The 20101-nt window shown below is 69.0% G+C and carries 24 protein-coding genes and 2 pseudogenes; 17 read left to right on the top strand and 9 right to left on the bottom strand.

Annotation, left to right across the window (positions count from 1 at the left end; translation table 11 throughout):
* Nucleotides 1–235: 235 nt before the first annotated feature.
* Entirely contained in the window at nt 236–364 is a 129-nt protein-coding gene (locus tag ACFVQ0_RS00535) for a hypothetical protein (RefSeq protein WP_390083119.1), read from the bottom strand.
* Between the two features lie 119 nt (nt 365–483).
* On the opposite strand from ACFVQ0_RS00535, the pseudogene ACFVQ0_RS00530 reads away from it, so the two are divergent.
* Nucleotides 484–662: pseudogene (locus ACFVQ0_RS00530) on the top strand (oxidoreductase); the annotation flags it as partial.
* 41 nt (nt 663–703) lie between these two features.
* Here the strand turns inward: ACFVQ0_RS00530 and ACFVQ0_RS00525 are convergent.
* A complete protein-coding gene (locus tag ACFVQ0_RS00525; RefSeq protein ID WP_390085308.1) occupies nt 704–1834 on the bottom strand; it encodes a glutathione-independent formaldehyde dehydrogenase in 1131 nt (376 codons plus the stop codon).
* A gap of 317 nt (nt 1835–2151) precedes the next feature.
* Here ACFVQ0_RS00525 and ACFVQ0_RS00520 point away from each other — a divergent pair, with 317 nt between their 5' ends.
* The 12 genes from ACFVQ0_RS00520 to ACFVQ0_RS00465 all read left to right on the top strand — a co-directional run bounded on the left by ACFVQ0_RS00520 (nt 2152) and on the right by ACFVQ0_RS00465 (nt 9283).
* Complete coding sequence (locus ACFVQ0_RS00520; RefSeq protein ID WP_390083117.1) at nt 2152–2946, top strand: hypothetical protein; 795 nt, start codon at nt 2152–2154, stop codon at nt 2944–2946.
* Between the two features lie 216 nt (nt 2947–3162).
* On the top strand, nt 3163–3486 hold the full coding sequence (locus ACFVQ0_RS00515) for a gas vesicle protein (RefSeq protein ID WP_390083115.1): 324 nt from the start codon (nt 3163–3165) through the stop codon (nt 3484–3486).
* Nucleotides 3487–3519: 33 nt separating this feature from the next.
* A complete protein-coding gene (locus ACFVQ0_RS00510; protein ID WP_390083113.1) occupies nt 3520–3975 on the top strand; it encodes a gas vesicle structural protein GvpA in 456 nt (151 codons plus the stop codon).
* A complete protein-coding gene (locus tag ACFVQ0_RS00505) occupies nt 3972–4733 on the top strand; it encodes a GvpL/GvpF family gas vesicle protein (RefSeq protein ID WP_390083111.1) in 762 nt (253 codons plus the stop codon). Before ACFVQ0_RS00510 ends, ACFVQ0_RS00505 begins: the two co-directional genes overlap by 4 nt.
* A 1-nt stretch (nt 4734) precedes the next feature.
* Nucleotides 4735–4989, top strand: a complete 255-nt coding sequence (locus ACFVQ0_RS00500; protein WP_390083109.1) for a gas vesicle protein GvpG — start codon at nt 4735–4737, stop codon at nt 4987–4989.
* 7 nt (nt 4990–4996) lie between these two features.
* The gene (locus ACFVQ0_RS00495; protein WP_390083107.1) at nt 4997–5884 is read left to right on the top strand and encodes a histone protein; all 888 of its coding nucleotides are present in this window, start codon (nt 4997–4999) and stop codon (nt 5882–5884) included.
* 6 nt (nt 5885–5890) lie between these two features.
* Nucleotides 5891–6979, top strand: coding sequence for an SRPBCC family protein (locus tag ACFVQ0_RS00490; protein WP_390083105.1), 1089 nt, complete (start codon nt 5891–5893; stop codon nt 6977–6979).
* Nucleotides 6972–7343, top strand: coding sequence for a gas vesicle protein (locus ACFVQ0_RS00485; RefSeq protein ID WP_390083103.1), 372 nt, complete (start codon nt 6972–6974; stop codon nt 7341–7343). Before ACFVQ0_RS00490 ends, ACFVQ0_RS00485 begins: the two co-directional genes overlap by 8 nt.
* Complete coding sequence (locus ACFVQ0_RS00480; protein WP_390083101.1) at nt 7340–8155, top strand: GvpL/GvpF family gas vesicle protein; 816 nt, start codon at nt 7340–7342, stop codon at nt 8153–8155. The genes ACFVQ0_RS00485 and ACFVQ0_RS00480 overlap by 4 nt, the downstream gene beginning before the upstream one ends.
* 3 nt (nt 8156–8158) lie before the next feature.
* Nucleotides 8159–8386, top strand: a complete 228-nt coding sequence (locus ACFVQ0_RS00475) for a gas vesicle protein (protein WP_390083099.1) — start codon at nt 8159–8161, stop codon at nt 8384–8386.
* The gene (locus ACFVQ0_RS00470) at nt 8383–8661 is read left to right on the top strand and encodes a gas vesicle protein K (RefSeq protein ID WP_390083097.1); all 279 of its coding nucleotides are present in this window, start codon (nt 8383–8385) and stop codon (nt 8659–8661) included. Before ACFVQ0_RS00475 ends, ACFVQ0_RS00470 begins: the two co-directional genes overlap by 4 nt.
* A 157-nt stretch (nt 8662–8818) precedes the next feature.
* Nucleotides 8819–9283 (top strand): Asp23/Gls24 family envelope stress response protein, encoded by a 465-nt coding sequence (locus tag ACFVQ0_RS00465; RefSeq protein WP_390083096.1) that lies wholly within the window; start codon nt 8819–8821, stop codon nt 9281–9283.
* 195 nt (nt 9284–9478) lie between these two features.
* On the opposite strand, the pseudogene ACFVQ0_RS00460 reads toward ACFVQ0_RS00465, so the two are convergent.
* From ACFVQ0_RS00460 to ACFVQ0_RS00435, 6 genes and pseudogenes are all read right to left on the bottom strand, one after another.
* A pseudogene (locus ACFVQ0_RS00460) lies at nt 9479–9766 on the bottom strand (hypothetical protein); the annotation flags it as partial.
* On the bottom strand, nt 9750–10835 hold the full coding sequence (locus ACFVQ0_RS00455; RefSeq protein WP_390083094.1) for an iron-containing redox enzyme family protein: 1086 nt from the start codon (nt 10833–10835) through the stop codon (nt 9750–9752). The gene ACFVQ0_RS00455 and the pseudogene ACFVQ0_RS00460, both read right to left, overlap by 17 nt.
* Nucleotides 10832–11074, bottom strand: a complete 243-nt coding sequence (locus tag ACFVQ0_RS00450; protein WP_390083092.1) for a CDGSH iron-sulfur domain-containing protein — start codon at nt 11072–11074, stop codon at nt 10832–10834. The genes ACFVQ0_RS00455 and ACFVQ0_RS00450 overlap by 4 nt, the downstream gene beginning before the upstream one ends.
* Nucleotides 11058–11735 (bottom strand): HemK2/MTQ2 family protein methyltransferase, encoded by a 678-nt coding sequence (locus ACFVQ0_RS00445; RefSeq protein WP_390083090.1) that lies wholly within the window; start codon nt 11733–11735, stop codon nt 11058–11060. The genes ACFVQ0_RS00450 and ACFVQ0_RS00445 overlap by 17 nt, the downstream gene beginning before the upstream one ends.
* Before the next feature lie 201 nt (nt 11736–11936).
* Nucleotides 11937–13175: a PP2C family protein-serine/threonine phosphatase gene (locus tag ACFVQ0_RS00440; protein ID WP_390083089.1), complete on the bottom strand. Its 1239-nt coding sequence runs from the start codon at nt 13173–13175 to the stop codon at nt 11937–11939.
* A 132-nt stretch (nt 13176–13307) separates the two neighbouring features.
* Complete coding sequence (locus ACFVQ0_RS00435) at nt 13308–13754, bottom strand: hypothetical protein (RefSeq protein ID WP_390083087.1); 447 nt, start codon at nt 13752–13754, stop codon at nt 13308–13310.
* Nucleotides 13755–13938: 184 nt separating this feature from the next.
* Here ACFVQ0_RS00435 and ACFVQ0_RS00430 point away from each other — a divergent pair, with 184 nt between their 5' ends.
* From ACFVQ0_RS00430 to ACFVQ0_RS00420, 3 genes are read left to right on the top strand one after another with little or no spacing between them, the layout of a single operon-like run.
* Nucleotides 13939–15123, top strand: a complete 1185-nt coding sequence (locus ACFVQ0_RS00430) for a zinc-dependent alcohol dehydrogenase (protein ID WP_390083085.1) — start codon at nt 13939–13941, stop codon at nt 15121–15123.
* Nucleotides 15124–15183: 60 nt separating this feature from the next.
* Entirely contained in the window at nt 15184–15639 is a 456-nt protein-coding gene (locus ACFVQ0_RS00425) for an SRPBCC family protein (protein ID WP_390083083.1), read from the top strand.
* A 44-nt stretch (nt 15640–15683) separates the two neighbouring features.
* Complete coding sequence (locus ACFVQ0_RS00420; RefSeq protein WP_390083081.1) at nt 15684–17264, top strand: phytoene desaturase family protein; 1581 nt, start codon at nt 15684–15686, stop codon at nt 17262–17264.
* Nucleotides 17265–17300: 36 nt separating this feature from the next.
* On the opposite strand, the gene ACFVQ0_RS00415 is transcribed toward ACFVQ0_RS00420, so the two are convergent.
* Entirely contained in the window at nt 17301–18176 is an 876-nt protein-coding gene (locus ACFVQ0_RS00415; RefSeq protein WP_390083079.1) for an SDR family oxidoreductase, read from the bottom strand.
* Between the two features lie 267 nt (nt 18177–18443).
* Here ACFVQ0_RS00415 and ACFVQ0_RS00410 point away from each other — a divergent pair, with 267 nt between their 5' ends.
* Nucleotides 18444–19955: a cryptochrome/photolyase family protein gene (locus tag ACFVQ0_RS00410; protein WP_390083077.1), complete on the top strand. Its 1512-nt coding sequence runs from the start codon at nt 18444–18446 to the stop codon at nt 19953–19955.
* The last annotated feature ends 146 nt before the right edge of the window (nt 19956–20101 follow it).

The following is a 20101-nucleotide window of genomic DNA, read 5'->3' as shown; positions in this document are numbered from 1 at the left end:
TGAGCCCAGCACAACGAGCCGGGCACGGGACATTGACATGATCGGCCGGACAAGTCCTAGTCGAGCCGAGTACAGAACGCCGAGCAGTGGCATTGATACATCCGACTGCCGCACGGCCTGCAACGGAGTGAAGCTGGCTGGTAGCCGGCACGGTTCGTGTGACGGGACGACATGGCCCGGTGCCGGCCCGATGCGAGGATCCGGACCGTGATGAGGCCGCCGAGGATCCGCACCGTCATGACGCCAGCAGTGCCCCGAGCACCATGCCGCCGACCAGACCCTCGGCGCCGACCACGATGGCGATCACCGCGAGCCGCTCGTGCCGGACGATCTGGGCGACTCCGGCCAGGACCAGGGCGACCACGCCGAAGACGGTCGGCAGAAGACGAGCGGGATGACTCCCAGCACCATCGCGATGATGCTCAGCACGTCGACGGTCGCCGTGGGCCTCGGTGCGCCGTGGGGCTGCTGGCCAGTCTGGTGATTGCGTGGGACGAGGCGCAGCACGAGTTCATACGCACGCACCGACCCCAGTCGCTGCTCCAGCGCCTCTTCGAGCCCGAGGAGATCGCCCACATGGTGGTCTACCTGGCCTTCTCGCACGCCTCCGCCACCCCGGGCGGCGCCCTGCGGGTGGCTACGTGGACTCCAACCTGCCGTGACCCCTGCAGGCCACCCGAGCCCGGCGCCCGCGCGGCGAGGTTCAGGGCTTGAGGACGACCTTCGTCCATCCCGCGTCGCGGTCGTCGAAGTGGCGGTACGCGTTCGCGGCCTCGTCCAGAGGCAGTTCGTGCGAGACGATGAAGGACGGCTTCGCTCTGTCGTGCTGGATGAGCCGGCCGAGGTAGCGGTTGTACGCCTTCACATTGGCCTGACCGGTCCCGATCCGCTGGCCCTTGAACCAGAACTGGCCGAAGTCGAAGGGCAGCTTGCCCTCGCGTGTCAGTTCGGTCGGAGCGCCGTCGTCCTGGGGGAGGAACACTCCGACGACTCCAATGGCACCGGTCGCCTTCACGGAAGCGACCAGGTCGTTCATGGTCGCCTCGGGCTTTTCTTCGCCCTGCGGGTCGTGGGCCTGGTACCCGACGCATTCGCAGCCCTTGTCGGCCCCACCGTCGGTGAGGTCGAGTATCCGCTCCACGTGATCGCCCTCGGAATCATCGACCGCGGTGGCTCCGGCCTGCTCGGCGAGTTGGAGCCGGTCGGCCTGCCGGTCCACGACCAGAACCTGGCTCGCGCCGCGCAGACGAGCTGAATAGGCCGCCATGAGGCCGACAGGCCCGCCCCCGTAGACCACGACGGACTCGCCCGGCGAGACATCGGCCAGTTCTGTGGCGTGGTAGCCGGTGGGGAAGATGTCCGCCAGCATCACGTAGTCGTTCTCCTTCTCCGCGGCGTCGTCCGGGAGGACAAGGCAGTTGAAGTCGGCCCAGGGGACCCGCAGGTACTCCGCCTGGCCACCGGCGTAGGTCCCCATTGCCGCGAAGCCATAGGCTCCGCCGGGTGTGCTGGAGTCGACCGAGAGACAGAAGCCGGTGAAACCGCGCTCACAGTTGGCGCAGAATCCGCAGCCGACGTTGAACGGCAGGCAGACGCGGTGGCCCACTTTTACGCGGTCCACCCCGGCGCCGGCCTCGATTACCTCTCCGAGGTTTTCGTGGCCGAGTATCCGCCCCGTCTCCATGGTGGTCCGGCCCTCGTACATGTGCAGGTCGGACCCACAGATATTGGTCGAGGTGACCTTGACGAGCACATCTGTCGGACGTTCGATCCTGGCATCGGGAACATCGGCAACCGCAACATCCCGCGGCCCCTGGTAGACGAGTGCCTTCACAGGGCTCACCGCCTCATCTGTTGGTGTGCACCACCTCGAACCGGTGCCGGCCCGAGGGCGAGCAGAACAGCATCGTCCATCCAGCATGCGCACAAGCCGGCGGATACGCAGGAGGGACCGCACGAACCGGTGCGCCCTGTGGTGGGAAGCCCTCCTGCAGCCCGGTCCGCAAGGGCGGGATCCGAGAGGGGCCCGCCTCGGTCCCGCCAGAGACGGCGACGCGGAGCCAGGTGCGCCGCACCCCGTGTGAACTGCAGTTTTCTGGGAACCGGCTTGAAGGAAGGACCCGCGGCCGGAGCCAGATCAGGAGAACCCTCGTGGTGTACAAGGAAAACCGTGCGCAGCAGATGAGGGACGACCTCGAAGCTGCCATAGGCCACTACATGGTGGCTGTCGCCGGAAGGCTTCTCGACGAAGGCCTCCCGGTTTCCTCCATTTCCTCGTACGGGGCCTACGACGACCCCACCCAGGACGCGTTCGGGGCCGACGTGGAAGGAAGCGTGGAGTTCACTCATGCCTTCCGGCGAAAGGCGTTCGGCGCGGGCCGGGACGCGGGGCTCCTCTGGTGCGGCGTGTCGGGGTGGTGCTTCTTCTGTATCCCGGAGGGGGCCGGCCGGACGCTGATGGAGTCGGCCCGATGGATGGGCGGCGGGCTGACACCGGACCCCGGCCGGGTGGCCGCTTTCCTCTCCGAGGTCCAGCTGGACGCCGAATTCTCGGGGAGCGACGAGCGACCCTTCTATCGCGCTCCGCACGGGGACCCGGGATCGCTTCTTCAGCGGCTCGCCGTCTTCGACACCGACACCGACACCGGCAGTACGGAATCGTCCTACGACAGCCGACTCGAATGCCTGCGGATCGACGCCTGTCAGAGGCGTGTGGTGAAGGCCCTGACCGCCGAGAAGCAAGAGGTCGTCGAGGTGGCATTGCGCAGCGGCGAGGTGCAGGCGTTGCTGGGGTTTCTGGAGTACGTCGAGGGGGCGGCGCCGCGGGACGACGCACGCGAGATGGCGCGGAGACTGTGCTCGGACCTGTCCTTGCGAGCGCGGGACGGGCGGGAAGGCCTCGATAAGCATCGCGAGGCGCTCACGTTCGCGGAAGAACAGCGTTAGCTGTCCGTGCCATGTGAATGATCGGTCGTTCCGACTGGCAATGCCGTCACCCCTGATTCCGTGCGGCGTTCGCCGCCCGCGCGAATCCGAGGAATGCGCCGAGGCCCCGCCCCCGTATACCGCTGGAGACGTCGACGGACGCCCCGGTCCTCGTCCCACGCACTCCGATGGAACCGCTCAAGATGCGCGGCCGACGTGAGTGACGAGACTGGCCTTATGGCAGAAGAACGTCGCACACACGCCGGGAGTTCGAAGACGGCGACCGCCTCCCGCTCCCGACGACCGGCGCGGGGGCCGGAGCACGCGGCTCGCGCTGCCAGCAAGAGCCTGGAGGGGCTGATCGGCCACCCCGCGGAGGGGGTCTCCGCGGTGCGGCGCGAGGACGACGGCTGGTGCGTGGTGGTGGATGTTCTCGAAGTGCCACGGATCCCCGACACCACAAGCCTCCTCGCTTCCTACGAGGTGCAGCTGGACCGGGACGGCGAACTCCTGCAATACCGCAGGGTCCGGCGCTACCGACGCGGTGCAGCCGACGAGTAACCCGCGCTTTGCTCCCTGTTGGAAGGACTTTCGATGACCGCGACCACCTACACGGACGAGGTAGTGGCCTGCCCGCCCCGCGCTGGAACGTTGTACGACGTACTGGAGCTCATTCTTGACCGCGGCATGGTCATCGACGTATTCATCCGGGTTTCGCTGGTCGGCATCGAGATCCTGAAGATCGACGCCCGCATCGTTGTCGCGAGCGTGGATACGTACCTGCGCTTCGCGGAGGCGTGCAACCGGCTCGACCTGGAGCGCGACTCCGGCAGCACCACCGTTCCCGAGCTTCTGGGCGGCGGTGTGGCCAAGTCGGTGGGGAAGCGCAAGGCGCGCAACGCCGTGGAGACCGTGGGCAACACCGTACGCAAAGCAGTAGGCGGTGATGACGACTTGGCAGAGGAAGAGGACGAGCCGCAGGCGCGTCCGAAGAAGCGACGCGCACCTGCCCGCAGCAGTGAGAGCCGACGACGGCGCGCGGACGCATGAGCGCGACCGTGGCAACCGAGGGTGTTTACGTCTACGCGATCCTGCGGGCAGCGACGGCGCTTCCGAAGGACGCGGTCGGCGTCGGATCGCCACCGGCGGCCCTCCGGGTCATCAGTCACGGCCTGCTCGAAGCGGTCGTCAGCGACGCGCCGCCGCAACTGCGCGCCCGTCGACGTGATCTGCTGGCACACCAGGACCTCCTGATGCGCCTGGCCGACGACGGGCCGGTGCTGCCCATGCGGTTCGGCATGGTCGCGGCGGACGAGCGGTCGGTCCTCGCTCAGCTGGCAGCTCAGCAAGCCGGGTATGCCGCCACCCTGGACCGGCTCGCGGGACACGTCGAGATCAATGTGAAGGTGCTTCCCGCGCAGAACGCGCTGGAAGCACTCGTCGCAGAGGACACGAGCGTGCGGAAACTCCGTGCGGCCGCTCGGAGAGCCCCGGGCTACGAGGCCAGCCTCCGGCTGGGCGAGGCCATCGCCGCTGCTCTCAGCAGGCGGGCAGCCGCCGCGGCGCAGCAGATCCTTCGCGAGCTCGCACCCGCCGCTCGGGCAGCCGTCGCGGGGCCCGATGTTCCGGGATGTGTGCTGAACGAGTCCTTCCTTGTCGACCGTTCCGGGAGCGAGGCCTTCCTCGCGCGGGCCCGGAGCCTGGGCGCTGCTTTTCGTGACCATGCGGAGATCCGGCCCGTCGGCCCGCTTCCCTGCTACAGCTTCGTTTCGGCGGAGGCCCGACCCGCGCTCGTGGGCGGCGGATGACATGGGGCTGATCACCGGTTTGCTCACGCTCCCGATCGCGCCGGTACGCGGCGTGGTCTGGGTGGCGGAGAAGCTCAATGACGCTGCCGAGCGCGAGCTGCACGACCCTGCCGTGTTGCGTACGCAGCTGGCTGTTCTCAACCAGGAACTCGAATCCGGAGACATCAGCCTGGAGGAGTTCGAACGCGAAGAGGAACGCTTGCTTGACCGCCTGCACGCCGTACGGGTCGGCCTGGCACAGAGTGATCGAAGGTGACGAGCTCATGGAAGATCAGACGAAGTTGACCCTCGCGGTCGCAGTAGTCGGCGGCTATGTGCTGGGCCGGACCAAAAAGGGGCGAGTGGCTCTGAGCGTCGCGACCTACCTCGCCGGTCGGCGCTTCGGTCTGGAACCCCGCCAAATCGCCGCAGAGGGTATGCGCCGACTCGGTGAGGTCCCCCAGGTGGCTGAACTGCAGGAACAGCTCAGGGGCGAGGTTCTTGACGCGGGGCGCAAGGCCGTGACCGCCGCCGCCAACCGCAGCATGAGCACGTTGGCCGGCTCGATCAGCGAGCGCACGGCTCGTCTCCTCGAACCCCCGAGCGACGAGGACGAGGGCGCCGAGGACGACGAGTACGAGTACGAGGACGAAGAGTACGAGGACGAGCCGGAGGAGGGTGACGACGAGGGTGAGCAGCCGGTAGAGGACGAAGACGAGTACGAGGACGAGGACGAACCCGAGGAAGAACCCGAGGAAGAACCCGAGGAAGAACCCGAGGAAGAACCCGAGGAGGAGCCGGAGGAGAAGCAGCCGAGAAGGCGTCCTCGGACCGACAAGGCCGCAGCGAAGAAGACCGCTCCGGCCAAGAAGACCGCTCCGGCCAAGAAGACGGCTCCGGCGAAGAAGGCCGCCGCGAAGAAGACCGCCCCGGCAAAGAAGGCGGCAGCCAAGAAGACGGCAGCCAAGAAGTCCGGCGGCTCGGCGAAGAAGGCCGCCGCGAAGAAGACCGCCCCGGCCAAGAAGGCGGCAGCCAAGAAGTCCGGCGGCTCGGCGAAGAAGGCCGCTGCCAAGAAGACCGCCCCGGCAAAGAAGACGGCGGCCAAGAAGACGGCAGCAGGAAAGTCATCGTCGAAGCGGGCGGCATCCAAGCGCAACAGCGGTCGGAGGTAGCGAGTCATGGCCAGGACGGAGAAAGCAGAGCCTGAATCGGCAGAGACCGAAGAGGCCGAAGAGTCCGGAATGGACAAACTCCGCAGCGAGCTTTCCAACTTCCTCAGTACGCAGGTGGAGAAGCTTGCGGAGAAGGCGGGGGACAAGCTGACCGATGTCACCGGCCAGTTGACCGATGTAGCCGAGAACGGCGGCTCTTTGCCGGCCATCGGTTCCCGCATACTCCAGGGCGATTCCCCGGTGAAGGCGTTCGTGTCGGAGAAGGCCAAGGGTGCCAAGGACAACGTCGTGGACAAGGCCAAGGAGGCCTTCGGAGGCGGCAAGGGCAAGCGCAAGGCGAGCGGCGGAAAATCCATGAACATCATCGAGGTCCTCGATGTGGGAGTACCGCTGCGCACCGCTTACGACTACTGGACCCAGTACGACCAGTTCAGCAGCTTCGCCAAGGGCGTGCAGGATGTCTCGATGGACGAGGAGATGTCGAGCGACTGGAAGGTCAAGGTGGGGCCCTCCTCGCGCAGCTTCAAGGCAACGGTCCAGGAACAGGTCCCTGACGATCGCATTGTCTGGACATCCGAGGGTGCCAAGGGAACGACACGGGGCGTGGTGAGCTTCCACGAACTGGCACCGTCCCTCACCCGCATCGTTCTGGTCATTGAGTACTACCCGTCCGGCTTCTTCGAGAAGACGGGCAACCTCTGGCGTGTGCAAGGACGCCGGATCCGGCTCGACTTCAAGCACTTCCAGCGGTACGTCACGCTCACGGACGAGGAGCCGGACGGGTGGCGGGGCGAGATCCGCGACGGAGAAGTGGTCGTATCTCACGAAGAGGCCATGGAAGAGGAAGAGGCGGAGAACGAGGAGGACCCGGAGGGGGAGGAGTACGAAAACGAGGACGAGGACGAGGACGAAGACGAGGACGAGTGGGATGAAGAGGACGAGGACCCGCTGACCGACGAGGACGAGGAGGAAGGCGAAGACGAAGAGGAGGACGAGCCGGAGGAAGAAGAGGAAGAGGAAGAAGAGGAAGAGGCACCGCGCAGGAGGCGGACCGGGTCCGCGAAGCAGCGATCACGGAGAGCACGAAGTGACTGATCTCGACTTCCGACAGGATGCTTCCTATCCCGTGGCCGGACCGCAGAACACCAACTTGGCGGACATCCTGGAGCGCGTTCTCGACAAGGGCATCGTGATCGCCGGGGACATCAAGATCGACCTTCTCGATATCGAGTTGCTCACCATCCGCCTGCGGCTCTTCGTGGCGTCCGTGGACACGGCGAAGAAGGCCGGGATCGACTGGTGGGAGACCGACCCCGCGCTCAGCTCTCGCGCGGCGAAGGACGCCCTGAGGGATGAGAACCGCGAGCTGCGGGCGCGGCTCGAAGCACTCGAATCGCGCACCGAAGAGACATCGCCGGAACCGCGACGAGCCACGGAGAGGAAGAACAGGGGCTCATGACGGAGTGCAGCACAGGGACATCGGAGACGAACGCCACCTACGTGTTCGCGGTCTGCCACACGGAGGGGGACCCCGACGTTGACGGGCTCGCCGGAGTCTCGCGGGACGGACCGGTGCGTTGCCTCCGTACCGGCTCGCTCACAGCGATCGTGCAGACCGTTCGGGGGGCTGACTTCACGGACGAGGCCTGGCAGGAACGGCTGACCGACGAGGCTGAACTCGAACGGTACGCGCGTGCTCACCACGAGGTCGTTTCGGCGGTCGCCACGCGCTTTCCCACAGTCCCGTTGCCGCTGGCCACGTTGTACAACGGGGACGAGAGAGCCGCACTCGCACTCGCCGGTGAGTCGACGCGCTTTCGCAGGGCGTTGACGCGGATCGCGCATCACGCCGAGTGGGGAATCAAGGTCTACGCGCCCGCCCCGCGGAGCACGGGCGATGGCACCGCAGAGGAGCGGACGGCTGTGACCGCAGAAGGGAAAGGCCCGGCCCCTGGAGCGGGCAGAGCCTACCTGGAGCGCAAGCGGAACCTGCAGTCGCGGCGTGAGCAGCGACAGGTGGACTCCTTGCGGGTCGCGGATGCCGTGGACGCCGATGTGAGCCGCCTCGCCACGGAGTCCCGTCGCCTGCGGCCGCACGGCGACGGAGCCCGTGATGACCATCGCGTGCAGGTCCTGAACGCCACCTATCTGGTCGAGGAGAGCCGGGCCGCAGAGCTGGACCTGCTGGTCGCCGGCCTGCGAGAACGTACCGGTGCGCACATCGAGGTCTCGGGGCCCTGGGTGCCTTACTCCTTCGTGGGAGAGGTGTAGTCCGTGACGCGTGAAGCGGTCCCTTGGGACACCCCCGGCGGCTTGAGCGGTCCGATCGGCGTGCCACTGGTCGATCTGCTGGACCGTGTCCTGGGGACAGGGGTGGTCGTGAGCGGTGACTTGGTCATCGCGATCGCCGACGTACCCCTCGTACGGGTCTCACTCCATGCGCTGCTGTCGTCGGTCAACGAGCGTGTTCCCGCCCCCTGGGGCGACAGCGGGCCGCTGTGACGAGCTCACGGGTGGACCTGGATTCCGAGAAGATGGGGCGCGATCTGGTCACCCTGGTCCTCACGGTGGTCGAACTGCTGAGGCAGTTGATGGAGCGGCAAGCCCTGCGGCGCATCGACCAAGGGGACCTGACCGACGAACAGACCGATGAGATCGGCACGACGCTGATGATGCTCGATCAGCGCATGGCAGAGCTCTGCGAGCAGCACGGCGTACGGCCGGAAGACCTCAACCTCGATCTCGGACCCCTGGGCTCCCTCCTGCCGCGCGACTGAGGGCCGAGCCGGGGAGGGCGACACGAATGCGCCGCGCCGCCAGGGCACTCGAATGGCGTACGTGGGGATCTTGGAGCACGGTGGAAGGGGGCACGGGTGGCGGAAACGTCCGCCAAATCCGGTTTGCCCCTCTCGGAACTCTCGCTGCGAGGTACTCATGGCGACGAACGGCAATGGCAACGGAACGGCGCTCGGATCGAACGAATCGTCGGGCGGAACCAAGGGGACGACGGTCATCGCGGACACCGTGGTGTCCACGATCGCCGGAATAGCGGTACGTGAGACCGATGGGGTCCATGCCATCGGCGGTGGAGCCTCCCGGGCCGTGGGGGCGATGCGGGACAAGGTGTCCCGCTCCAACGACCCTGGCCGCGGAGTGAAGGTCGAGGTGGGCGAGAAGCAGGCCGCCGTCGATGTCGACATCGTGGTCGACTACGGAACTCTCATTCTGGACACCGCCAAGAAGATCCGCGTCCATGTCACTGACGCGGTGGAGACGATGACCGGGCTGGAAGTTGTTGAGATCAACATCAAGGTTCTTGATGTTTACGTGCCGGGGGACGACGACAGCGATGACGACGAGGAGCAGGGCTCTCCCGAGAGGTCGCGTCGCGTTCAGTGAGGCCCGCGGGCCCAGCGGATGACGCCCTGGCAGGGAGTGGGGGATGAGCCGGACCGCTCGGCGCCGATGGTAGGTCGGCGCCGAGGCGTCCGCCGGTGCGCCGCCGGGCGCCGGGTCGGCGAAGACATCGGGCACCGCGAGGGCCCGCGCTCCCTCACAGGTGGTCGTGACCCAGGGCCGCGGTTTCAGCAGGCCGTGCTCGGCCAGCGCCTCGGCCATCGGTACGTGGGGGGTGTCCGGCACGACGATGATGGCCACGGAGCCGTCGGGTACGCCCAACCGATGGAAGACGTAGCGGCGGAACGGATCACTGAGGGGGGCCGGTGTGATCAGGACATCGCCAGGCCGGGTGAGCCATCGTTTGCGCGGTGCCTGCTCCGACCACTGACGCAGGATCGACTCCTCCCGGAGATCTACCGCCAGCGGGGAGACGAAGTTGGCGAGAACCACGAGGGAACCCGGCCCCTCATGCTCGGTGATCATGAGGAACCGTCTTCCGCTGATCACCGAGCATGAGGGGCTGCTTCGCGGTCGCCGTCAACGGGACGCGCAGGGCGGAGTGGCCGCCGCGCCAGGCCGCCAACAACACCGCACCCAGCTTGTCTTCGAGCAGACCCGTGGCCTGGATGCCGAAGGCCACGTCCGCGTCCAGACCGGGCTCGGCCGCCAGGAGCGGGTCGATCACCTCGTGCCGGACGACCTGCTCATGCACCGCGTCGGCCTCGACGTGCTCGTCGTAGAAGTGCGCCGCGGCCGGTCCGGCACCCGTGCGCCGCATCGCCTTGGCGAGCCGCCGGGACCCGGGCGAGGACGTCACCTCCACCGCGGCGAAGTGCCCCACGAGAGCGCCCCGCAAGGCCCGGTGCAGACCGAACAGCGACATCACGTTGACCGTGCACAGGCCCTGCGCGGGGGCCGCGTCGAGATAGTGACCGTAGGCGTGTTCCAGGCCGAGGTCGTCCATCAGGTTCGCGAAGAGCCGGGCATGGATGTCCTCGGCGCGTCCGGCGCCGAACTCGTCGTACTCCACCGCCACCATCGCGGCCTTCGCGCGGCCGTGCAGCCGTGGGATGACCCAGGCGTGCGGGTCGGCTTCCTTCAGGTGGTAGAGGGAGCGCAGCGCCGCGTATTCCCGGACCTGCCAGAGCCGGCCCTCGTCCCGCAGGAAGTGGCTCACGCCGGTGCCGTCGTCAACGGCCGGTTCGGTGAGGATGCTGGCGAGCGCTTCGTGCGCGTCGGCCTCGCCCGGCACGTCCGTGCGCAAGGCGCTCAGGAAGCGGTGTTCGAGTGCGCCGCGCAGCCGCAACAGGTCGGGATCCCACTCGCGGTCGTTGCCGACATCGTCGAATCCCTGGTAGTGCAGCTCGTAGAGCACATAGAGCGCGAGCTGGAGATCGTCCCCGTACGGATCGGCGCCGGAAACGGCCTCCGGATCCACCAGGGGCGCGTGCCCGTCCCGCAAGGCCGACAGCACGCCGCGCGAGACAACACCGCGTGGGGCGGGCAGCGCCGGGCTGATGCCACGGGATTCGAGGTAGGGAGAGGTTGTCATGCCGCCCCACCCGCGTCCGGGTCGGTGACGGCGTCGGTCTCGGCCCGGGCAGGGCGGCTGCGGTGGCTGGTGTCGCACCAGGGGTAGCGGCGGCTGCGACGGCATGTGCACACCGCCACCATGAAGCGCTCGGAGGTGACAGCCACGCCGTCGTGCCCGGTGACGGTCACGGGCCCCTCCACCAGGAGGGGTCCGTTGCGTTCGAGACGGACACGGCGGGGGTCAGCGTTGTCGCGCACGGATAACCACCAGTTCCTCTTTGTCCTGGTCTTCGTCGTCCAGCAGCCCCTGATCGCGCAGCCACGGCAGGCGGGAGCGCAGAACGGGGCCGAGGGGGATGAGTTCGCGGTCAACGACCTCCGCGTCGAGGCGCGCCCGTGCGAGGACATCGATCGTCGTCTGGGCGCCGCACATCCTCGAATGGACCATGAGCAGTGTTCCGCCCGGTCGCAGAACGGCTGCGGCGGTGGTACAGACCTGATCGACGACGGCCCGGCCGTCCGGGCCGCCGTCCCAGGCACGCGCTCTGCCTCGCAACGGCGGCAGAGCGGTCGGCGAGGGAACGTACGGGGGGTTACTGATCACCATGTCGTACCGTCCCGTGTCGCGAGCCGACAGATCGCGGTACCGGACGGTGATCCGGCTGCGGTGCAGTGCGGCGTTCACTCTGGCGCACAGCACCGCCCTGCGGGAGACGTCGACGGCGGTGACCCGGGCGCCCAGTCGGGCCGCGTGCACTGCCAGCGCGCCGCTGCCGGTCCCCAGTTCCAGTACGCGTGTGCCGGGGCTGATGTTCTCCCTGGCCAGGGCCCGCATAAGGAGGTGCGTGTCGTGCTGCGGGGTGTAGACGCCGGGCACCGTCAGCATGCGTCGTGGCCTCGTGCGAAGTGGTACGGCCATGGCCGCCTCTCGACTTCGTAGTGGCGACGACTGATCGTCGCCTGTCCACCATGGGCCGTGTGCGAGTCGGCCGCCACTCCGGCGGTCACGGTCTGCGTACGGCGATGCCTCTTGTCCCGCGGAGTCGGCCCGCCTTTGCGGCCGGCTTGCGGAGCGCGACTTCTGAGTGACTCGGAAGTCCGACTCGCAGGCGCGGGTGAGTCAGACGCCGCCTTCTCTTTCTCCGCCGCACAAGGGGCGGAACGCGGCCCCTGCCGGGCCGGGACGCTCTCCCGTGCGAGCGCCGTGCCAGTCCAGGCACATGAAGGTGGCGTCGTCTCTGGGGGCGCCGTGGTAGGCGTCCGTCACCGCGGCGACGAGAGCGTGCACGGCCTCGCGGGGGTGCTCGGCCGCGGTGTCACGGACAAGGGCGGGCAGGTCGACGGATGCGGCTTCCCGCTCCTGCGTGCCGTCGGTGTACAGCAACAAGCGGTCGCCGGGCCGCAGGTCGAGCTCCTGCACCTGGTACGGGCCCTGCCCGACGACGCCGAAGGGCAGGTTCACCGCAAGTCGGAGCTCGTCGACCCGGCCGTCGCGCAGCCGCAGCGGCCGGGGGTGGCCGGCGTTCACGATCTGTGCGCGGGACCCGTCCAGGGCAATGCGCAGGAGCTGGCCGGTGGCGAAGGTGCGCCTGCCGTGGTCGAGGAGGGCCTGGTGGGTCTGGCGCGCTTGTTCGGAGAGGTCCGCCCCGGCGCGACGGGCGCCGCGCGACGCGTTGACCAGGAGCGTGGCCATGAGCGAGGCGTCGACGTCGTGCCCCATGGCGTCCGTGACGGACAGATGCAGAGTGTCGTGGTCCAGGCTGTAGTCGTACGTGTCACCGGCGATGTCGGAGGCCGGCACCAGGGCACCGGCGAGGGCGAACTCGGCTGCCTCGCAGGAGGCGGCCGATGGGAGGAGCTGGCGCTGTATCTCCGCGGCCAGGCCGACCGGGGCGGTGCGGTTGCCCCAGTGGTACAGATCGGTGAAGCGGCGGTCGGCGACGATGATGTACGCCAGGGCGCGCGCGGCCTGTTCGATCTGCTCCAGCACATCCGGCGTGACCTGGGTGAGGAACACTTCCAGGACACCGACCGTGTCGCCGCGATTGCTGACCGGGGCGAGTACCCGCCGCTCCCGGTCGCCCTCGGCGGCCTGCACCAGTCTCTGGGTGCGCAGAACCTTGTCGTAGGGGCTGCTGCCGGCGAGGGGAACCGGCTCGGCACGGCGCTCCGACGGCCTGGCGGCCGCGTCGCTCACCCGTAGGAGACGACTGCCGCCGGCGTCGGCGAACAGGAAGCTCACGTACCGGGCGCCGAAGTGATCGCGGAGGAGCCCCGCCACGACATCGAGGGAGCCGACCGGCGCGGCGTCCTCCGCGGCTGCCAGTACCTCGGCCAGTTCAATCCGATTACGCTTCACTGCGGCCTCCCTGGGTTCGGGACACACCTGCCCACCGAAACGCAAGGCATGACCGCGATGGCAAATGGCCGGGAACGCGCAGTGGACCTCTCCCCGAGCCGGTCTGCCCGTACCCACCTTCTGCGACAGCCTTCAGCCCGTGTGCGTGGTGGTGCCGGGAGTGCCTCCCAGGGGGCGGCGCGCCCCTTTCAGCTCGGCCTCGTACAGGTGGTCGCGGCCCCGGGCGAGCCTGTGGACCAGTTGCTGCTCGATTTCGGTGAAGGGCCGGTAGTAGGTCCGGTTGTAGCTCTCGATGAGCTGGAAGGTCCAGTGGCCGGGGATGACGTCGCGGCCGAGGAGCTCACGTTCGACGAGGTCGGCGTCCTCGTCGTGGCCGGCCTCGCGCAGGAGACGCACCGCGTCGCCGACGGCGAAGTCGGCGCTGCCGGTCAGCTGGTGGAACTCGTACAGCGCGCCGCGGGCGCGCTCGGTGGTCTCCAGGGCCTTCGACAGGGCGCCCAGCGCTTCGACCGTCTTGTCGCTCACGCCTTCGGGACGGCGGTGCGCGGTGTCCGGGTGGCTGTTCTGTTCTTCGCTCACGCCCGTACCTATGCCCTGGGCCCGCGCGCGCCTACCCGCCGGTCACTCCTCCACCCAGGTCGAGACGGCCCGGGACGCGGTCGCCTGCCGCGATGCGCCGAGCCATGAAGGGCGCGACAGTAAGTAGAGCTGAGCCCTCACGATCACGGAGCCGTCCCCGAAGTTCCTCTTGAGAGGATTCGCAATGCGCGCACTGACCTGGCAGGGCAAGAGAGACGTCCGGGTGGAGACCGTTCCGGATCCGCGGATCGAGGACCCGACGGACATCATCGTCAGAATCACGTCCACGGGCATCTGCGGCTCTGACCTGCACCTGTACGAAGTCCTGGGCCCCTACCTCGACCCCGGAGACATTCTCGGCCACGAGCCCATGGGCATCGTGGAGGAGGTCGGCCCCCAGGTGACCTCCCTGGCGCCCGGGGACCGTGTGGTCGTCCCCTTCAACATCTCGTGCGGGCACTGTTACATGTGCGACCAGGGGCTGCACTCCCAGTGTGAGACCACGCAGGTCCGCGAGCGGGGCATGGGAGCCGCCCTCTTCGGCTACACCAAGCTCTACGGCCAGGTCCCCGGGGGCCAGGCGGAGCTGCTGCGGGTTCCCTTCGGGGACAGCTTGCCGGTCAAGGTGCCGCACGGGCCGGCGGACGACCGGTTCGTCTACCTGTCCGACGTACTGCCCACGGCCTGGCAGGCCGTGGAGTACGCGGCGATCCCGCCCGGCGGGTCCGTCACCGTTCTGGGGCTCGGGCCGATCGGCGCGATGGCGGCGCGGATCGCCAGACACCGGGGCGCCGGCCCGGTGGTGGGCGTCGACCTCGTGCCCGACCGGCTGTCCCGCGCCGCCGCCGACGGGGTGCTCTGCCTCGACCTGCGCCGGCACGGCAAGGAACTCGGCGACGCCATCCGCGATCTCACCGACGGACGGGGCACCGACGCGGTGATCGACGCGGTCGGCATGGAGGCGCACGGCGCACCCGTGGCGAAAGCGGCGCACGGGGCCGTGGGGCTGCTGCCCGACGCTCTGGCGGAACGGCTCATGGAATCGGCGGGCGTGGACCGCCTGGCCGCCGTCCGGGCGGCGATCGACGTGGTGCGCAGGGGCGGCACGATCTCGGTGTCGGGCGTGTACGGCGGCGCGGCCGACCCGCTGCCCCTGCTGACCATGTTCGACAAGCAGATCCAGCTCAGGATGGGGCAGGCCAACGTCAGACGCTGGGTCGACGACATCCTCCCGCTGCTCACGGATGAGGACCCGTTGGGCGTCGACGACTTCGCGACGCACCGTCTGCCGCTCGAAGAGGGGCCGCAGGCGTACAAGACCTTCCAGGACAAGCGCGACGGGATGATCAAAACGTTGCTCATCCCCTGAGCACGGTGCCCGAGCGGCCCGGCGGAAGCGGACGCCCGCCCGACGACACGTGGAGGACCGATGGCCGTACGACATCGATTGATCGAAAGCCCCGTGGACGATGTCTGGGCGGTTCTGGCCGACGGGACGCGGTACGCGGACTGGGTGGTGGGGACGTCCGAATCGCGTCCTGAGGGCGGAGAGTGGCCGCAGGTCGGCTCCAGCATCACGTACACCGTTCGGGTCGGCCCGTGGTCGGTGGCCGGAAGCACCGTCGTTCGGCGCTGCGAGCCTCCCGGAGTGCTGGAGCTGGAGGTCGACAGCGGGTGGCTCGGCACGGCCCGGATCGCCCTGGAAGTCCGGCCGTGGGGTGACAACGCCCTGGTGACCATTGATGAACACCCGCTGCGCGGACCGGCCGGGAAGCTGCACAACACAGCAGCGGACGCGCTGATCCAACTACGCCACCGCAGCATGCTCGCCCGACTGGCCGACACGGTCGAGACAGCCTCGCAGAGCATGCACAAGGTCGGCTGACGCCCGCCCAGGTCTCCCGGAACGGCGAGCACGTGGAGGTATCGATGCCTGACGCGGTGGTGGTCGGCGCGGGGCCCAACGGTCTCGTGGCGGCGAACCTTCTTGTCGACGCGGGATGGACCGTGGAGGTACTTGAGGCGCAGCCGGAGCCGGGCGGCGCGGTCCGTAGTGACCGGGGCGTCCATCCCGACTACGTGAGCGACCTGTTCAGTGCCTTCTACCCGCTGGCCGCCGCCTCCCCGGTACTGGCGGGGCTGGACCTGCGTGCTGAAGGGCTCAGCTGGAGCCGTGCCCCGCGCGTCCTGGCACATCCGCTGCCGGACGGCCGCTGCGCGCTGCTCGAACGTGGAGCCGAGGAGACGGCGGAGGGCCTGGACATGTTCGCCGCGGGCGACGGTGCCGCTTGGCTCGACCTGTACGGCACGTGGAGCCGCCTGGGCCCGGACCTTCTGCGCGCACTGTTCACCCCTTTCCCGCCGGTGCGGCCCGCCGTGCGCCTGGCGGCCAGGCTCCGGGCGGCCGGTGGTCTGCGTCTGGCACGGACGCTTTTGCTGCCCGTCCGTCGTCTGGGGGAGGAGCAGTTTCGTGGCGAGGCCGCCAGGCTCCTGCTCGCGGGCAACGCGCTGCACGCGGACCTCGGCCCCGAAGCGGCGGGCAGCGGGGGCTTCGGGTGGCTGATGTCCATGCTCGGACAGACCTACGGATTTCCGGTGCCGGCCGGAGGCGCCGGCGCGCTCACCGCCGCTCTGGTACGGCGGCTGGAGCGGCACGGAGGCGTGGTCCGTTGCGGGAAGCGTGTCGACGAGATCGTCGTACGCGGCGGACGAGCCGTCGGCGTACGCACAGCGGAAGGGGAGTCCGTACCGGCGTCCCGTGCGGTGCTGGCCGATGTGTCCGCGCCCGCGCTCTACGGCGAACTGGTCGACGCGCGGTATCTCCCCGACCGGCTGCTGAAGGACCTGCACGGGTTCCAGTGGGACTACGCGACGTTCAAGGTCGACTGGGCACTGACCGGCCGCGTGCCCTGGACCGCCGCTGAGGCCGGCTCGGCGGGCACCATCCACTTGGCCGACGGCGTCGACGGGCTCACCCGCTTCGCCGCGCAGATCGCGACGGGCCGGGTTCCCGACCACCCCTTCCTCCTCGTCGGGCAGATGACCACGGCCGACGCCACCCGTTCACCGGCCGGCACCGAATCGGCGTGGGCCTACACCCATGTCCCGCACCTGATCAAGGGGGACGCAGGTGAGGACGACCTGACGGGGCGGTGGGACAGCCGAGAACAGGAAGCGATGGCAGACCGCATGGAGGCCGAGGTGGAACGGCGGGCCCCCGGATTCCGTTCCCTCATCGCCTCCCGGCGCATCCTCGCACCGCCCACCCTTGAATCCATGGACGCCAATCTGCACGGCGGCGCGATCAACGGCGGGACCGCTGCCGCCCACCAGCAACTGGTGTTCCGGCCGACTCCGGGTACCGGGCGGCCCGAGACGCCGGTGAAGGGCCTCTACCTCGCCTCAGCCTCCGCACACCCCGGCGGTGGGGTTCATGGGGCCCCCGGCGCGAACGCCGCGCGGGCCGCGCTGCGCGGCCCGCGTTCTGTGCGCCGCCTTCGTGGCCGGTGAGCCGCGGCGGACCGGCCACGAAGGTGAGCCCGGGTGTCAGGCGTGCGTCGGCCCGAATCCCTCCGCCGCGCGTCCGCCGGCCCCCAGCAGTCCCGTCGCTTCGAACTGCGACCGCGTCAGCTCCCGGCGTGTCAGCAGCGAGACCAGCCCCGGCAGACCGCCTCGCACCGCCTGGACACCCCGGAGCCACCCGGGCACATATACGGATGGCGCCCGCCGTTCGACCGCGCCGACCACGAGACGGGCCACGTACTCGGGGGCGTAGGTCCTGCGCGCCGGTGGGGGCATATGGGCCCGGAGCTCGCGCAGCACGCGGTGCTGGTCGGCGTCCCGGATCATGTCGGTGTCGATCCAGTTCAGATACGCGATGCCCACGCTCACCCCGCGGGGGGCCAGTTCGGCGCGCAGGGAGTGGGAGAACGACTCCACGCCCGCCTTGGAGGCGCAGTACGCACTCATCATCGGCGCGGCGCCGATGGACGCGAGCGAGGCGATCTGCTGGTAGTGACCTCGGGTGCGGAGCAGTTGTGGCAGGAACGTCCGTGCCGTGATCGCGCTGCCCACGAGATTGACCTCGATCACGCGTCGCCAGGTGTCCGGGTCGGAGTCGACGAAAGGGCCTCCTTCCGCCACCCCGGCATTGCCGACGACGACCGATACGGGACCCAGACGACGGCCCACCTCTTCGGCGACGCGGACCATCGCGTCGTCGTCGGTGACGTCCACGTGCAAGTGAAGTGACTCCGTGGGCAGTCCTGCGGCGGTCCGGGCGAGCTCGTCCCCCTCCAGGCCGAGCAGGGCCAGGCGGACGCCTCGCTCCGACAGTTCGCGGGCGACGGCCGCACCGAGGCCACGCGCGGCTCCGGTCACCACGGCTGTACGGCCGCTCAGGACGGGCTTTCGGTCCGACACGGGAACTCCTGCGGATCGGCGGCTTCGGAAATGGTCATACGCGGCTGACGCATGCGGTTCGACGACATGATGTCACCGTATGGAAGGAAATGCGCTTGGTAAGTCGATGCGGGCATAACGGAGCCGGTGGTACGGGCGACGGCGTGTGCGGCCCACGTCCCGCGCCGTCGTGCGCTTTGATCTTTGGGGGAAGCGCGCGGTGCGGACCGGTCCGGCGGGCACCGCGTGTCATGGGCCGGGCAGCAGTCCTTCAAGGGAGCGTTCGGCATGGGCAAGGAAGAATCCGGCACGCCCCACTGGCTGTTCGGTGATCAGCTCGGCCCGCATTTCATCGACCCGGCGAACGGCGGCCCGCACCGGAACGCGCCGCTGCTGATGATCGAGTCCCGGAACGTCCTCCGCAGGAGGCGCTTCCATCGCGCCAAGGCGCACCTGCTCCTTTCGGCGATGCGCCATCGGGCAGCGGAGCTCGGCGACCGGGTGCGGTACGTCAAGGCGGATACCTACCGGCAGGGACTGCGCGAGGCGGTGGGCGACGCCCGGGTGACCGTCCACCACCCCACATCCCGTGCGGCCCACGCCTTCGTGCGCGGGCTGCCCTCGGTGCGGGTTCTGCCGGCGCGCGGCTTCCTCGTGAGCCACGACGACTTCAAGACCTGGGCGGACAGCCGCGCCTCGAAGCAGCTCCGTCAGGAGGACTTCTACCGGTGGGTCCGCCGGACGCACGATCTGCTGATGGAGGGCGACCGGCCCGCCGGCGGGCGCTGGAACCTGGACCACGACAACCGGCAGCCCCCGCCTCGCGGCGTCACCGAGCTGGGCGTCCCGGCGCCGTACCGGCCCCGGGAGAGCGAGATCGACGACGAGGTGCGGTCCGACCTGGACCGGTGGTCGCGGGACGGGGACGTGGAGTTCGTCGGCGATGACGCACCACGCGTGTTCCCGGCCACGCGCCGGGAGGCGCTCGCCGCACTCCGCCGCTTCGTGGAGCACCGGCTCGCCACGTTCGGGGAGTACGAGGACGCGGTTCTGGCCGGGGACCCGACGATGAGCCACAGTCTGCTGTCCACGTCGCTCAACCTCGGGCTGCTCGACCCCGCCGAATGCGTCGAGCGGGCGGAGGCCGGATGGCGGTCGGGCGGTGTGCCGCTCAACAGTGCCGAGGGGTTCGTGCGGCAGATCGCCGGGTGGCGCGAGTTCGTCTGGCACGTCTATTGGTACTTCGACGAAAAGTACCGCGCGAGCAACCTCCTGCGTCACCACGAGCCACTGCCCGGCTGGTTCACGGACCTGTCTCCGGAAGGCACCGGGGCGAACTGCCTCTCCCACGTCCTGGAACAGGTCAGGACGACAGGCTGGACCCACCACATTCCCCGCCTGATGATCCTCGGCGGCTTCGCCCTCCAACGGGGCTGGGATCCCCGGGCCGTCACCGACTGGTTCCACCGCAGCTTCGTCGACGGCTACGACTGGGTCATGGTCCCGAACGTGGTGGGCATGTCGCAGTACGCCGACGGGGGCCGCATGACCACCAAGCCCTATACGTCCGGGGGCGCCTACATCGACCGGATGAGCGACCTCTGCGGCCCCTGCCGGTACAACCCGTCCGTACGGGTCGGCGAGGACGCCTGCCCCTTCACCGCCGGATACTGGAACCTCCTGCACCGCCACCGTGACCGGTTCGAGCGCAACGCGCGGATGACTTGGGCGGTGCGAGGTCTGGACAGGCTCCGCGACCTCGACGCCCTCCTGGAGCAGGAGCGCGAGCGCCGCGACTGACCGGCAGCGGCACGCACCAACGCCGCCACTCCGGGCGGCGGCGTCAGCTCCAGCGGCAACTGTCGCGGGCAGCGGAGCGGCGAAGCCCGAGGCCGTTCGCGAGGGAATCGACAGACAAGTCGACGCTGCGATGCGGTAGTTGTGCT

The organism is Streptomyces sp. NPDC057900 (assembly GCF_042887885.1).
Taxonomy (GTDB): Bacteria; Actinomycetota; Actinomycetes; order Streptomycetales; family Streptomycetaceae; genus Streptomyces.
Note: the sequence above shows the minus strand (reverse complement) of the source record. Positions and strands in the feature narration are given on the sequence as shown.

What these genes read in the sequence shown, in the direction of transcription:
- ACFVQ0_RS00425 (WP_390083083.1), top strand. Translation starts at nt 15,184, where the DNA reads ATGGCCGTACGACATCGATTGATCGAAAGCCCCGTGGACGATGTCTGG.
- ACFVQ0_RS00515 (WP_390083115.1), top strand. Translation starts at nt 3,163, where the DNA reads ATGGCAGAAGAACGTCGCACACACGCCGGGAGTTCGAAGACGGCGACC.
- ACFVQ0_RS00445 (WP_390083090.1), bottom strand. Translation starts at nt 11,735, where the DNA reads ATGGCCGTACCACTTCGCACGAGGCCACGACGCATGCTGACGGTGCCC.
- ACFVQ0_RS00495 (WP_390083107.1), top strand. Translation starts at nt 4,997, where the DNA reads ATGGAAGATCAGACGAAGTTGACCCTCGCGGTCGCAGTAGTCGGCGGC.
- ACFVQ0_RS00465 (WP_390083096.1), top strand. Translation starts at nt 8,819, where the DNA reads ATGGCGACGAACGGCAATGGCAACGGAACGGCGCTCGGATCGAACGAA.
- ACFVQ0_RS00410 (WP_390083077.1), top strand. Translation starts at nt 18,444, where the DNA reads ATGGGCAAGGAAGAATCCGGCACGCCCCACTGGCTGTTCGGTGATCAG.
- ACFVQ0_RS00490 (WP_390083105.1), top strand. Translation starts at nt 5,891, where the DNA reads ATGGCCAGGACGGAGAAAGCAGAGCCTGAATCGGCAGAGACCGAAGAG.
- ACFVQ0_RS00500 (WP_390083109.1), top strand. Translation starts at nt 4,735, where the DNA reads ATGGGGCTGATCACCGGTTTGCTCACGCTCCCGATCGCGCCGGTACGC.
- ACFVQ0_RS00480 (WP_390083101.1), top strand. Translation starts at nt 7,340, where the DNA reads ATGACGGAGTGCAGCACAGGGACATCGGAGACGAACGCCACCTACGTG.
- ACFVQ0_RS00510 (WP_390083113.1), top strand. Translation starts at nt 3,520, where the DNA reads ATGACCGCGACCACCTACACGGACGAGGTAGTGGCCTGCCCGCCCCGC.
- ACFVQ0_RS00505 (WP_390083111.1), top strand. Translation starts at nt 3,972, where the DNA reads ATGAGCGCGACCGTGGCAACCGAGGGTGTTTACGTCTACGCGATCCTG.
- ACFVQ0_RS00420 (WP_390083081.1), top strand. Translation starts at nt 15,684, where the DNA reads ATGCCTGACGCGGTGGTGGTCGGCGCGGGGCCCAACGGTCTCGTGGCG.
- ACFVQ0_RS00455 (WP_390083094.1), bottom strand. Translation starts at nt 10,835, where the DNA reads ATGACAACCTCTCCCTACCTCGAATCCCGTGGCATCAGCCCGGCGCTG.
- ACFVQ0_RS00430 (WP_390083085.1), top strand. Translation starts at nt 13,939, where the DNA reads ATGCGCGCACTGACCTGGCAGGGCAAGAGAGACGTCCGGGTGGAGACC.